14 protein-coding genes are annotated in these 13,209 nt (G+C 66.4%); 7 read left to right on the top strand and 7 right to left on the bottom strand.

Going from position 1 to position 13,209, the window contains the following annotated elements; genetic code table 11:
• Window positions 1-6 precede the first annotated feature (6 nt).
• The 4 genes from panB to pcnB are packed head-to-tail and all read right to left on the bottom strand — an operon-like array spanning window position 7 to window position 3,354.
• Window positions 7-798: a 3-methyl-2-oxobutanoate hydroxymethyltransferase gene (panB, locus tag VK98_RS09785; protein ID WP_048413855.1), complete on the bottom strand. Its 792-nt coding sequence runs from the start codon at window positions 796-798 to the stop codon at window positions 7-9.
• Between the two features lie 58 nt (window positions 799-856).
• A complete protein-coding gene (locus VK98_RS09790; RefSeq protein WP_048413856.1) occupies window positions 857-1,492 on the bottom strand; it encodes a deoxynucleoside kinase in 636 nt (211 codons plus the stop codon).
• Window positions 1,493-1,509: 17 nt separating this feature from the next.
• Window positions 1,510-1,995 carry a 2-amino-4-hydroxy-6-hydroxymethyldihydropteridine diphosphokinase gene (gene folK / locus VK98_RS09795; protein ID WP_048413857.1) on the bottom strand — a complete coding sequence of 162 codons (486 nt, stop codon included), beginning with the start codon at window positions 1,993-1,995 and terminating at the stop codon, window positions 1,510-1,512.
• Window positions 1,996-3,354: a polynucleotide adenylyltransferase PcnB gene (gene pcnB, locus VK98_RS09800; RefSeq protein ID WP_048413858.1), complete on the bottom strand. Its 1,359-nt coding sequence runs from the start codon at window positions 3,352-3,354 to the stop codon at window positions 1,996-1,998.
• Window positions 3,355-3,557: 203 nt separating this feature from the next.
• On the opposite strand from pcnB, the gene VK98_RS09805 reads away from it, so the two are divergent.
• The 5 genes from VK98_RS09805 to VK98_RS22745 all read left to right on the top strand — a co-directional run bounded on the left by VK98_RS09805 (window position 3,558) and on the right by VK98_RS22745 (window position 8,285).
• Complete coding sequence (locus VK98_RS09805; protein ID WP_082158870.1) at window positions 3,558-4,316, top strand: hypothetical protein; 759 nt, start codon at window positions 3,558-3,560, stop codon at window positions 4,314-4,316.
• A gap of 326 nt (window positions 4,317-4,642) precedes the next feature.
• Window positions 4,643-4,942, top strand: a complete 300-nt coding sequence (locus VK98_RS09810; RefSeq protein WP_048413860.1) for a hypothetical protein — start codon at window positions 4,643-4,645, stop codon at window positions 4,940-4,942.
• Window positions 4,943-5,200: 258 nt separating this feature from the next.
• Complete coding sequence (locus VK98_RS09815) at window positions 5,201-6,607, top strand: MATE family efflux transporter (protein ID WP_048413861.1); 1,407 nt, start codon at window positions 5,201-5,203, stop codon at window positions 6,605-6,607.
• Window positions 6,604-7,629, top strand: coding sequence for a UDP-N-acetylmuramate dehydrogenase (gene murB, locus VK98_RS09820; RefSeq protein WP_048413862.1), 1,026 nt, complete (start codon window positions 6,604-6,606; stop codon window positions 7,627-7,629). Before VK98_RS09815 ends, murB begins: the two co-directional genes overlap by 4 nt.
• Before the next feature lie 44 nt (window positions 7,630-7,673).
• Window positions 7,674-8,285 carry an HAD family hydrolase gene (locus tag VK98_RS22745; RefSeq protein ID WP_053077312.1) on the top strand — a complete coding sequence of 204 codons (612 nt, stop codon included), beginning with the start codon at window positions 7,674-7,676 and terminating at the stop codon, window positions 8,283-8,285.
• 11 nt (window positions 8,286-8,296) lie between these two features.
• On the opposite strand, the gene VK98_RS09830 is transcribed toward VK98_RS22745, so the two are convergent.
• Entirely contained in the window at window positions 8,297-8,677 is a 381-nt protein-coding gene (locus VK98_RS09830) for an MAPEG family protein (protein WP_048413863.1), read from the bottom strand.
• 99 nt (window positions 8,678-8,776) lie between these two features.
• Window positions 8,777-9,478, bottom strand: coding sequence for an energy-coupling factor ABC transporter permease (locus tag VK98_RS09835; protein ID WP_338074597.1), 702 nt, complete (start codon window positions 9,476-9,478; stop codon window positions 8,777-8,779).
• Window positions 9,479-9,551: 73 nt separating this feature from the next.
• Between VK98_RS09835 and nadC the strand changes: the two genes are divergently transcribed.
• The gene (nadC, locus tag VK98_RS09840; RefSeq protein ID WP_048413865.1) at window positions 9,552-10,397 is read left to right on the top strand and encodes a carboxylating nicotinate-nucleotide diphosphorylase; all 846 of its coding nucleotides are present in this window, start codon (window positions 9,552-9,554) and stop codon (window positions 10,395-10,397) included.
• Between the two features lie 232 nt (window positions 10,398-10,629).
• Window positions 10,630-12,510, top strand: a complete 1,881-nt coding sequence (locus tag VK98_RS22750; RefSeq protein WP_197083017.1) for a GGDEF domain-containing protein — start codon at window positions 10,630-10,632, stop codon at window positions 12,508-12,510.
• On the opposite strand, the gene VK98_RS09850 is transcribed toward VK98_RS22750, so the two are convergent.
• Window positions 12,488-13,186, bottom strand: coding sequence for a CoA pyrophosphatase (locus tag VK98_RS09850; protein ID WP_231589243.1), 699 nt, complete (start codon window positions 13,184-13,186; stop codon window positions 12,488-12,490). The two genes, VK98_RS22750 and VK98_RS09850, sit on opposite strands and share 23 nt — an antisense overlap.
• Window positions 13,187-13,209: the final 23 nt, after the last annotated feature.

Consider the following 13,209-nt stretch of genomic DNA (forward strand, 5'->3'; position numbering starts at 1 on the left):
AGCCGATCAGAAAGTATGTTCCGCCGCCGGGAAGGACTTGTCCTTCACCGCCTGCACATAGGCCTGCACCGCGCCCTGGATGCTGGCGCTCTCGGCCATGAAATCCTTGACGAAGCGCGCCTTCTTGCCCGGATACACGCCCAGCATGTCGTGCAGCACCAGCACTTGGCCGGACACGTCGGCGCCGGCGCCTATGCCTATGGTGGGCGCCGAAATCGACTCGGTGATCTCGCGCGCCAGCTCGGCCGGCACGCACTCCATCAGCACCAGGCTGGCGCCGGCCTCGGCGTGCGCCTTGGCGTCGTTGACGATGCGGCGCGCGTCTTCCTCGCTCTTGCCCTGCACCCGGTAGCCGCCGAAAGTGTTGACGAACTGCGGCGTCAGGCCGATGTGGGCGCACACCGGCACCCCGCGCTCCACCAGGAAGCGGGTGGTGTCGGCCATATAGGCGCCGCCTTCCAGCTTCACCATGTGGGCGCCGGCCTGGATGATGCGGGCGGCGTGGGCGAAGGCCTGCTGCGGGCTTTCCTGGTAAGCGCCGAAAGTCATGTCGCCCAGCACCATCGCCTGCTTGGCGCCGCGCGCCACACAACGCACGTGGTACAGCATTTCCTCTTCGGCCACCGGCAGCGTGGAGTCTATGCCCTGCACCACCATGCCCAGCGAATCCCCCACCAGCAGAATCTCGACGCCGGCTTGCTCCAGCAAGGCGGCGAAGCTGGCGTCGTAACAGGTCAGCATGGCGATCTTCTGCCCTTCCTGCGCCATTTTCTGCAGGGTGTTGACGGTAATTTTCATGCCCGTTCTTCCTCGTTCAGTCGTCCATCAGCCGGCGGGGCGCGCAGCGCGAAGCGGCTCAGACGCTCTTGTTGAAATAATTGCGCTGGCCTCGCGCCTCGCTGATGCAGCGGATCAACAGCTCGAAGTCCTCGTCGCCGTCCACCAGGTTCAGGTGGTCGGTGTTGACGATCAGCAGCGGCGCGGCCTCGTATTGATGGAAAAACTCGCTGTAGGCCTGATGCACGCGCTTCAGATAGCCTTCGGGGAAATTGACCTCGTATTCGGCCGCCCGCGCGGCCACCCGGCTCAGCAGGTTTTCTTCGGAAGCCTGCAAATAGATCACCAGGTCCGGCACCGGATGCTCGGGCATCGCCTGCGCCGCCAGACGCTTGTACAAGGCCAGCTCGGCCTCGTCCAGATTGATCTTGGCGAACAGCGCGTCTTTTTCGAACAGGAAGTCCGACACCAGCGGGCTGGCCAGCAGCTCGCCGTCCAGCATGCTCTTGGCCATTTCGGCGCGTTGCAGCATGAAGGACAGTTGGGTGGACAGGCCGTGAGCCGGCAGGTTGCGGTAAAAGCGCGGCAGGAAAGGATTGGCGGCGGGATCTTCCGCCAGCAGGCGCACGCCCCAGTATTCCGACAGTCGGCGCGCCAGAGAGGATTTGCCCGCGCCGATCGGCCCTTCGACCACGACATAACGCAATTGACTCATCGCTCGCTTCCTCTTAGCTAGTTGTTTTCGAGACGCTCCACGCCTTGATCGGCCAGCCCGGCGGCCAGTTCGCCGGCCGTGCCCAGCGCCGGCAGCGCCAGATCGGGGGCGATCTCCGCCAGCGGGATCATGACGAAGCCGCGCAGATGCATGCGCGGATGCGGCAGGGTCAGGTCTTCGTCGCTCTGCGCGACGCCGCTGTAATACAGCAGATCCAGATCCAGCACCCGCGGCGCGTTGCGGAAGGTGCGCACCCGGCCGAATTCAGCCTCAATCGCCAGCAGCCGGCGCAATAAATCGCGCGGCGCCAGCGCGGTGTCCACCTCCGCGACGGCGTTGATGAAGTCCGGCTGATCGGCATAGCCCACCGGCGCGGTGCGGTACAGGGCGGACGGCCGGATCAGCGCGGTGTCGGGCAAGGCTGCGATCGCGGCGATCGCGGCGCGGATTTGCGCCGCCGGCTGCTCGAGATTGCTGCCCAGCGCGATGAAAGCCTGGGCCACTTAGGCCTCTCCGCCGGATTCGCCCGCGGCTTTGCGGCGATTGGCGGGACGGCGGCGGCGGCGTTTCTTGGCGGGGTCCGGCTCGCCGCTGGCCTTGGCGATCTCCAGCAGCTGTTCGCGCTCCTCTTCGTCGGCGCGTTGGAAATCATTCCACCAGGACACCAGCTTCATGTCCACCTCGCCGGCTTCGCCGCGCAGCGCGAAGAAGTCGTAGGCGGCGCGGAAACGCGGCTGTTCCAGGAAGCGGTAGGCGCGCTGGCCGCTGCGGCTGTCGAAGCGCGACTGCAGCATCCAGATTTCGCGCATGGTCACGCTGAAGCGGCGCGGAATGGCGAAATCGTTGTCCTGTTCGGATTCCACGTCGGCGATCGCCTGCGCCAGCGCGTACACCGCGCGGTCGCCGGCGTTCAGGCGCTTCTGCCAGCGCTGGTGCACCTGCTTCCACAGCAGGGTGGCCAGCAGGAAGCCCACCGACACCGGCTTGTCGGCGCGGATGCGCTGATCGGTGCTTTCCAGGCCCAGCTTCAAGAACAGATCGTCGCCCTTGTCGTCCAGCACCGCGTCCAGCAGCGGAAACACGCCGCGCGCCATGCCTTCCTCGCGCAACTTCTTCAGGCAGCCGTAGGCTTGGCCGGACATCAGCAGCTTGAGCATTTCGTCGAACAGGCGCGCCGGCGGCTCTTTCTTCAGCAGATGGGCGTGGGTGCGGATGGGCTTGCGGGTGGCGTCGTCGATCTCGAAACCCAGCTTGGCCGCCAGGCGCACCGCGCGCAGCATGCGCACAGGGTCTTCCTGATAACGGCGGGCGGGCTGGCCTATCATCACCAGCTTGCGGGCGCGCAAATCCTTGACGCCGTGGTGGTAGTCGATGACGGTTTCGTCGGACGGATCGTAGAACAGCGCGTTGACGGTGAAGTCGCGGCGGTGGGCGTCCTCTTCCTGGCTGCCGAAGCTGTTGTCGGCCATGATGCGGCCGGTTTCATTGGTGTCGTCCACGGAGCCGCCGCGGAAGGTGGTCACCTCTATGGTTTCCTGCCCCATCATCACGTGGACGATGCGGAAACGCCGGCCGATGATGCGGGAGCGGCGGAACACCCGGTGCACTTCCTCCGGCGTCGCGTTGGTGGCGACGTCGAAATCCTTCGGCGACACGCCCAACATCAAGTCGCGCACGGCGCCGCCCACCACATAGGCGGAAAAACCGGCCTCCTGCAGTCGGGTGGTGACTTTCAGCGCAGCGGAGCTGAGCTGGTCTCGGCGGATGCCGTGTTGCGGCAGAGGAATCACGCGCGCCTTGGTGCGGCGCTTGCCCATGCCGGCGGGCAGGTCCAGTACTTTACGGATAAACTTGCGGATCATTATGAGAAGATAGTCGACTTGGAATGCCAGGATTCGCAAGACTAGTAGGTAGTCAAGCCGGCGATTATATCCCTATTCTTTGCAGAAAATACAATTCGCCGCCATATCCCGCCGCGATGCAACATCCACGACCGCCAATTGCCCGCCTCCGGTGATAGGCATACAATCGCTGCCGATTCGCCGACTCCGACAAGACCCCGCCCGTGCGCCCTACTCTCAGCTTTCATCTTCAGACCATTCCCAACGTGCCCGCCATCCGCCAGCTGTATCAGCTGGACGGCGAAATCGGGGAGGCCGACGTCGCCGATTTCGTGCTGCAGCGCTGCCGCGCCCAGAGCGGCACCGACTTCATCCCCTTCCACTTGCACCGCGTCGTCGCCATCGCCGGCGTGCTGCAGCAGGATGGGCGCACCCGCCTCGTCGAGCGGCTCGCCGTCGACGCCGGCGACGAAGCCGCGATGCTGGCGGACTGGCTGGACCTGCTGCGCGACAGCCGGGCGCAATTGGTCAGCTGGGACGGCTCGCGGCTGGAGCTGCCGGTGCTGCGCCATCGCGCGCTGGCGCTGGGCCTGCCGCTGGCGGAGCAGCTGCGTTCCGGCCGGCCGGCGGACGCGCATTGCGCGCTGAGCGAAATCCTGAGCGGCGGCCATGCCGAACTGGCCACCCCGCTGGGCGAACTGGCCAGGCTGTGCGGCCTGCCCGGCGAGGCCGAACTCAACGGCCCGCGGCGCTGGGAACTGTATCGCGCCGGCAACGCCGGCGCGCTCGCGGAGCACAACGCGCGCCAGGCCGCCAGCTGCCACCTGCTGTGGCTGCGCCGGCAATGGCTGGAAGGCGCGCTGGACGCCGCCGCCCACCAGGCCTGTAAACAGGGGCTGCGCGCCGCCGTCGCCGCGCGGCCGGAACCTCACTGGCGCGGCTGGCTGGCCGATTGGCCCGCCGAGGCCGAGCAAGGGGATTGACAGCCCAAAGCCAAAGGCATAGGCTGACATTCATGCGCCGATTTGACACAGCTTGCGGGCGCTTAACAAATGCCAGCTAAAGCGTCAAACCGGTCAACCCGCTTGCGCTCTTAGTCGTAGGCGGGTTTTGTTTTACCCGTACAGGCAGTTAAGCACGGCAATCGCTTCGGATCGATGCATGAGCCGCGCCCCGTTTCCGTTTCGGGCATGCGCGGCGGCGCCGAGTTAAAGACAACTTGCAGGGCGCCCAAAAATCCTGCTAAAGCGTCGCCGGCGAGATCCCAGTCCGGCGCGCCAACCGCGACCGAACCGATTGGAGAACCGCCATGTACGACTGCCTGCAAGATAGCTATACCGATTTCTCTTTTGCCAATTTCGACGCCGTGGGAAGACCTCGCCCCCTTTGCGGCAGCCTGAGCGCCTCTCCGCTCACGCCGGCCGACACCCCCGCCCTGCAAGAGCTGGCGGATTTCGCCCATGAGCTGGGCTATGAACTGGACCGCAACGGCGAACACCTGACCGTGCGGGACATTTCGCTGGTGGACGCGCTCAGCATCAACGCCCGTTTCGGCGGCGAGTTGCTGATCAGCTGCGATCTGCGCCGCGATCCGCCCGCGCGCTTCTGAAGAGCCGGTTTACGCTCGGCCGCGCGTCGCGAGGCCATACGCGGCGAACAGCGCTTAGGAAGGCTCATCCGCTTCTTCAGCCGCAACGCCTCGCGCCTCACCTTGGCTCCCGGGATCGCAAATCCGTTCCAAGAACCGCCGGGAGCGCTCCGCGCGTCCGTTCCGCCCTTTGCCGCCCCATTGCCATGGAGCGGCAAAGACAAGCCCGCCCCGCAGCCGGTATAATGGCCAGTTCTCCGTGCCATCCCGCCTACTCCCATGCTGTTTGAAATCAATCGCGCCCCGCGCGGGGCCGTGCTGCAGGAAGCCCGTCAAATCAGCCGGCTGGCCTTGCCGATGATGATCGCCCAGATCGCTCAGGTGGCCACCGCCTTCGTCGACACCGTGATGGCCGGCCGCGTCAGCACCGACGACCTGGCCGCCGTCTCGCTGGGCGCCAGCGTGTTCATCACCTTCTACGTCACCCTGATGGGCATCGTCACCGCGCTCAACCCCATCCTGGCTCACCAGCTGGGCGCCGGCGAGCACGACAAATTCAAGGACACCGCGCGCCAGGGCCTGTGGTTCGGCCTGCTGATCGGCCTCTTCGGCGCGGCGATGATGGTGGCGCTGGAGCCGGCGCTGCGGCTATGGCTGCATCTGCCGCCGGAAGTGACCGACAAGGTGATGCTGTTCATCACCGGGGCCGCCGTGGGCATGCCGGCGGCGATGACCCACCGCGCGCTGCACGCCTACGCGTCCAGCCTGGGCCGGCCCAAGGCCATCATGGTGGTCAGCCTGCTGGCGCTGGCGCTGAACGTGCCGCTCAACTACATCCTGATCCACGGCCTGTTCGGCCTGCCCAAACTGGGCGGCGCCGGCTGCGGCTGGGCCACCGGCATCGTGTTCTGGTTCAACTGCCTGGCCCTGCTCGCCTATGTCAGCTGGCATCGCAACTTCAGCCGCTTCCGGCTGCTGGAGCGGCTGCGCGGCCCGGACTGGCGCATGTACCGCGGCTTCCTCAAGCTGGGCGTGCCCATCGGCCTGTCCTTCTTCGTCGAGGTCAGCCTGTTCTCCTTCATCGCGCTGCTGATCGCCGAGCTGGGCACCGTGGTGGTGGCCACCCACCAATCCGTGCTCAATTTTTCCAGCATCATCTACATGCTGCCGCAAAGCGTGGCCACCGCGCTGTCGGTGCGCGTCGGCCACCACGTAGGCGCCGGCGACTACCGCGCCGCCCGCTTCAGCTCCGGCGTGGGCCTGCTGCTGGGCCTGAGCATGGCCTTCTGCGCGATGCTGGTGGTGCTGCTGTTCCGCGAACCCATCATGCGCATGTACACGCCGGACCCGCGCGTGATCGCGATGGGCGCCACCCTGCTGCTGTTCGCCGCGGTCTATCAATTGACCGACGCCGCCCAGACCATCGCCTCCGGCGCCTTGCGCGGCTACAAGCTGACCACGGTGCCGATGATCATTCACATTCTGTCGTTCTGGTGCGTGGGCCTGGGCCTGGGCATCACCCTGGGCCTGACCGACTGGCTGACCAGGAAGCCCATGGGCGTGTTCGGCTTCTGGACCGCGCTGGTGATCAGCCTGAGCGTGGCCGCGCTGTTCCTGACCCGCTACCTGGCCGGGGAAAGCCGCCGCCGCCTGCATCGACAACTTCAACCGGAACCGGCGCCATGAGCCTGACCTTCAGCCAACATTACCCGCTCAAACCGCTGAACACCTTCGGCATGGACGCGCGCGCGCGCGACTTTTGCGAACTGGACGCCTTGGCCGACCTGCCGGCGCTGCTGGACAGCCCGGCCTATCAAACCGGCCCGGTGCTGTGGCTGGGCGGCGGCAGCAATCTGCTGTTCACCCGCGACTACCCCGGCCTGGTGGTCAAGCTGGGGCTGCGCGGCATCCGCCTGCAGGAGGAGAACGGCGACGAGTGTATCGTCGAAGCCGCCGCCGGCGAGAACTGGCACGACTTCGTGCTCCACACCCTGAGCCGGGGCTGGTACGGGCTGGAAAACCTCAGCCTGATTCCCGGCACCGTAGGCGCCAGCCCTATCCAGAACATCGGCGCCTACGGCGTGGAGGCCAAGGACCACATTCACCAAGTCGTCTGCGCCGACCTCGAGCGCGGCGGCGCCGAACTGACGCTGGACGCGGCGGACTGCCGCTTCGGCTATCGCGACAGCGTGTTCAAGCACGAAGCCGCCGGCCGCCTGCTGGTCGTCGCCGTGCGTTTCCGGCTGTCGCGCGCGCCGCGGCTGCGCACCGGCTACGGCGACATTCAGCAAGAGCTGACCGCCGCCGGCGTCGCCTCGCCCACGCCGCGGGACGTCAGCGACGCGGTGATCCGCATCCGCTCCAGCAAACTGCCCAACCCGGCCGAGCTGGGCAACGCCGGCAGCTTCTTCAAAAACCCGGTGCTGCCGGCGGAGCAGGCGCAAGCGCTGCTGGCGCGCCATCCGGCGTTGCCGCACTACCCCGCCGCCGACGGCCAGATCAAGCTGGCCGCCGGCTGGCTGATCGACCAATGCGGGCTGAAAGGCTATCGCGACGGCGACGCCGGCGTGCACGCGCGCCAGGCGCTGGTGCTGGTCAACTACGGCGCCGCCAGCGGCGAACAGATGCGCGCGCTGGCCGACAAGGTGCGCGCCGAAGTCCGTCGGCGCTTCGGCGTGGAACTGGAGCCGGAACCCATCGTTCTCTAAACTGTTGGCGCGAGCCGCTCGCGCCCTAGACAAAAGGCGAAGCAATGAATTCAAGCGTAGACGTGCTGGTATTCGATCTGGGCGGGGTATTGGTGGACTGGAACGGCATCGATCCGCTGGTGAAGCTGTCCCAGGGCAGGCTGGATCCGGAGCAGGCCCGGCGTTTCTGGATGGAAACGCCGTGGATCGCCGAACTCGACACCGGCGCCTGCACGCCGGAGGCGTTCAGCGCCGCGATGGCGGAACATCTGGGGCTGGACATCGACGCGAAGGAAATGACCGCGCAGTTGGACAGCTGGCTGCGCGGCGCCTTCCCCGGCGCGGCCGAGATGCTGGCCCGGCTCGGCGCTCGCCATCGCCTGGCCGTGCTCAGCAACAACAACGCGCTGCACTGGGGCAAGATCGAGCGCGAATTCGATCTGCTGCACCGCTTCGACAGGCTGTTCGCCTCCCATCTGATCGGCCTGCGCAAGCCGGACGACGCGGCGTACCGCCATGTGCAGCAGGAACTGGGCGTCGCGGCGGGGCGTATCGCTTTCTTCGACGACAATATCGAATGCGTGGACGCCGCGCGCCGCGCCGGCTGGCAGGCCTTTCACACCAAGGGCCTGGACCAGGTGCAGGCGGCGCTGCGCGCCAACGGCTGGCTGGATTAGGTCGGGCCGCGCTAGAACACCCCGCCGGCCTTGCAGAAAATCGCCACCACCGTCAGCAGGCCGATCAGCCAGGACAGCGAGCGCAAGCTGGCCTGATCGGCCAGATACAGCAAGCCGTGCGCGACCCGCGCGACGATGAAAACCCCGGCTGCGGCGTCCAGAAAGGCCTGCGGCACGTGCATCGCCCATCCCACCAGCACCGCGGCGGCATAAGTCGGGAGCGCCTCCCAGGCGTTCTGCTGCGCCCAATTGGCGCGCAGCCGGTAACCGCTGGCCTGGGCCAGCGCCTCTCGCGGCTTGTGGTTGTCCATCCGCGCGCCGGCCTTGGTCACCCCGGCCCAAATCAACGGCAGCAAGGCCGCCAGCAAAATGCTCCATAAAGCGAACGGCATGACATTCTCCTATCTTGATCCAGCATTGCGCATGAGCGCCCTTGAAAACGCGCTCGCCCTATCGCCTCTTACGCCGCGCGGCGGACCGCCAACAGCCTCTCACCGCGCACGGCGTCGCGGCCCGAGGTAACGGCCGTCGTCAAAGGTCGCCACCCACTCCGGCCGGTAAACCACCAGCACCGCCGCCAACAAGCCGGTGGTGAAAGCCTCCGACCACGACAATAAAAAATAGAACGGCAGCGTCTCTTCCAGCAACTGGTCCCAGGGATAGGCGCCGGCCAGCCCCAAGGCCGACAGGCCGGACAGGCCCGCGGCGAACATGCCGGCGCCGCCGGCGAGAAAGCCGTTGACGAAGACGTAGACGAACAGATTGCTGGGCAAGGCGCGCTGGCTCAGCCGCAGCGCCGCGGCGGACAGCGCCACCGGCGGCAAGATCATGGTCAGATAATTCAGGCCCAGCGCCGGCAAATCGGCCTGCCCGCTCAAGGCCAGCGCCAGCAAGGGCAGCGCCAAGGCCAGCAAGGCCAGCCACGGCCCCATCATCAGGGTGAACAGGCCGGCGCCCAGCAAATGGAAGGACAGGCCCGGCGCCACGCCTCCGCGCAACAGCCACAAGGCCAGCGCCAGCACGCAGGCGCCCATCCAGGCGTTGCACGCCGGCAAGGGCAAGCCGCGCCAGGCCACCCGCCGCGCCGCCAGCGCCAACAAAGACAAAGCCGCGCCATTGCTCAACCAAAGCGCGGCGTCGGGAAAAAACGATGCGGGCAAATCCATGAACGACCTATCGGCTTGCTTATCCATTTCGAATGATACCAGAGCGCGCGCACCAAGCCGTCGCCATTGGGTACAATGACGTTTTCTTGGAGAGTCCCGCATGCCCGCTTTGCCCGCCCCTCACCTGATCGCCCAGCAAGTCGCCGCCGCCCTGGCCGAAGACATCGGCCGCTGCGACTGGACCGCCCTGCTGATTCCCGAACACAGCGCCGGCGCGGCGCGGGTGATTGCGCGCGAAGCGGCCACGCTGTGCGGCCAGGCCTGGTTCGACGAATGCTTCCGCCAAGTCGATCCCCGTTGCCGGGTGGAGTGGCTGGCCGCCGAAGGCGAGCAAGTGGCCGCCGGCGCGGTGCTGTGCAATATCGCCGGCCCGGCGCGCGCGCTGCTGAGCGCGGAACGCTCCGCGCTCAACTTCCTGCAGACCCTGTCCGCGGTCGCCAGCGAAACCCGCCGCTACGTCGACGCCGTGGCCGGCACCCGCGCCCGGATACTGGACACCCGCAAGACCATGCCGGGGCTGCGGCTGGCGCAGAAATACGCGGTGACGGCCGGCGGCGGCGACAATCAGCGCGTCGGCCTGTTCGACGGCATCCTGATCAAGGAAAACCACATCATGGCGGCCGGCGGCATCGCCGCCGCGCTGCGGGCCGCGCAACAACTGGCCCCGGCCGACGTCAGCCTGCAGATCGAGGTGGAAACGCTGGAGCAACTGGAAGAAGCGCTGCGCCACGGCGCCAAGCTGGCGCTGCTGGACAATATGTCGCTGGAGCAAATGCGCGAAGCGGTGCGCCTGACCGCCGGCCGCGCCCAGCTGGAAGCCTCCGGCGGCGTGGACTTCGACACCGTGCGCGCGATTGCGGAAACTGGGGTCGACCGCATTTCCGTGGGCAAGCTGACCAAGGACGTCCGCGCCGTCGATCTCTCGATGCGCTTCACCGCGGCCTGAGAGCCTGCTCAAAGTCTCGCGAGCAAGGGCGAGACAAGGCGAAAACTAGCGAAAAAGCGGAATGTACACGTGGTACATGAGCATTTTGAGCTGGTTTTCAACGCTGTATCGCCGAAGCTCAGCAGACTTTGAACAGGCTCTGAGACGTCGTCCGAGCCCAACGGCGGCGGGCCCCTGTCATACTCCGCCGCCTAGCGCTATAACTGGTTCATAACCCCCAATGACGAGCGTCATGGACTTCAACCTCCGCAAACGGAACAAACGCCCGGCACGCTATGCGATCTGGGGTTCCATCCTCTTCCTGCTCGGCACGCTGGCGCTGGTGGCCCTGGAACTGCTCAACACCTATCACCAGGAAGAGGAAAACGCGCTGCGGCAGGCCAACGGCCTCAGCCAGCTGCTGGCGGAGCGGCTGGCCGCCGGCATCAGCGAAGCCGGGCTGATCCTGCAAAGCAGCAGCCAGCTGCCGCAGGTCCAGGCCCTGCTGCACACCGGCAAAAGCAGCGAGGACGGGCAACAAAAACTGTTTCAGCAACTGCAGCAGCAACTGCAGCTGGCCCCCTATCTGAGCCGGATAGAAATCATAGACAGCGCCTGCCAGGCCATCTTCACCAGCCGTCAGGCCGCCATCGTGCGGCAGCCTCACAATGAGTTCTGCCGCTGGCTGCACCGCAACGAAGACCCGGAAAACAATTACACCGCAGCCCAGCACAACCCCGAGCAACACGGCATCGTGCTGGCCAGCAAGCTGCGCGACGACGGCGGCAACGTCATCGGCATGGCCGCCGGCGTCATCGCCAACAACTTCTTTCAGGACGAAGTCTCACGCATCACCGTCGGCGAGCACGGGGAAATCCTGGTGCTGGACCAAAGGCAACTGATGGTGGCGCGCTGGCCCAAGCCGCCCAAGGGACTGGAACGACAGTTCCGGCCGCTGCAACCGGCCAAGCTGCTCAGCCGCGACGGCAATCAGGCGCAATTCAGCGCGCCGTCCAATATCGACGGCGTCACCCGCCTGTACAGCCAAAGCCAGACCGGCCGCTACCCGTTCCAGGTGGCGGTGGGCATCGCCCGCAAAGACTTCACCCGCTCGGTGCAGGAGAAGGCGATGCTGGCGCTGCTGGGCTGGCTGTTCATCGCCGGCATGACGCTGCTGGCCTTGCGCAACTACCTGTCCAATCTGCGCCAGCACACGCTGCTGAGCCGCAGCACCGACCTGATCCGGCAAAGCGAGGAAGAGGCCAAGCTGATCCTGGACACCGCGCCGCTGGCGCTGCTGCTGGTCAATCCCAAGACCCGCCGCATCCAGCGCGCCAACGCGCTGGCCCGCGCCATGCTGCAGCTGCCGCCGCGCGCGGCGGGCTCCAAGGAGGACTCGGACATTCTCAACCTGCCGTTTCGACTGCAGCCGCTGGATCAGTGGCTGGAGGCCGGCCAGGAAGTCGAGAATCAGGAAATGGAGCTGGAACTGGAGGACCACAGCCGGCTCTGGGTCATCGTCTCGCTGCGCCCCTTGGGCGAACGCACCCCGCCGTCCACGCTGGTGGCGCTCTACGATATTTCCAGCCGCAAACAGCTGGAGCAGCAGTTGCAGGAAAGCAACCAGCAACTGAGCGAAATGGCGGCCACCGACCCGCTGACCCATCTGTACAACCGGCGCTACGCCGACATGATGCTGAAGGACGAGATCAGCCGCTGCGAACGCTACGGCCAGACCATGACCATAGCGGTGTTCGACATCGACCACTTCAAGCAATTCAACGACCGCCACGGCCATCAGGCCGGCGACAATGTGCTGGTGGCGGTGGCCAACGCGCTGACCGACACCACGCGCAACACCGACATCAGCGCTCGGGTGGGCGGCGAGGAATTCCTGGTGATTTTCCCCTGCACCCGGCTGCGCGACGCGCAAAAGGTGATGGAACGGGTGCAAGTGGTGCTGAGCCAGACCCGCTTCCCGCTGGTGGATCAGAGCGTGACCTTCAGCGGCGGGCTGACCGACTGGCGGCCTCACGACACGCCGGAACTGATGCTGGCGCGCGCCGACCGCCTGCTTTACGAAGCCAAGGTGGCCGGCCGCAACATCCTGTTCAACGATCTGGACATGATCTGAACGGCGGCTGATCCTGTCCGGCCACGCCCAAGGCATCGGACAGCAGCCACAACATCGCCGCGGTGGCGCCCCAGATCCGGTGACGCTGCCAGTCTAGAGACAAATACGCGCGCATCTGGCCGTCGTCCCCCTGGTGGCTGTGGCGCTGATAGGCGCCGGTGTCCATCAGCAGCGGCAGCGGCGCCTCGAACACCTCGGCCACCTCGCCCGGCTCCGGGCTCAGTTCGAACGGCGGCAGCACCAGACCCACCACCGGCGTCACCACGAAGCCGGTAATCGTCACATAGTCCGGCAAACGGCCCAGCAGCCGGACATGGTTCTCCGTCAGCCCGGTTTCCTCCCGCGTTTCGCGCAGCGCGGCGCGCTCGGCGGAGCCGTCGTCCCGCTCCAGCTTGCCGCCCGGAAAGCTGACCTGGCCGGCGTGGGCCGGCAGGTTTTCCGCGCGCCGGGTCAACATCACCGTGGGCCCCTCGCTGTGCCACACCAGCGGCACCAGCACCGCCGCCGGCCGCAAACCGCCGTCAGCCGGCCGGAAACTGAAATCGCCGACCCTGCCGGTAAAGTCATAAGCCGAAAGCCGACCGGCAATCCAGTCGGCCGCTTCTCCCGCCTCCATCGACCACATATTATTGTCCCCTGCCGTCATCCACTCGCCGGGCCAACGCGCCGGCGGCATCCTTGCTCCATCTTAGGCCAAAT

This window comes from Chromobacterium sp. LK11, assembly GCF_001043705.1.
Lineage (GTDB): Bacteria > Pseudomonadota > Gammaproteobacteria > Burkholderiales > Chromobacteriaceae > Chromobacterium > Chromobacterium alkanivorans.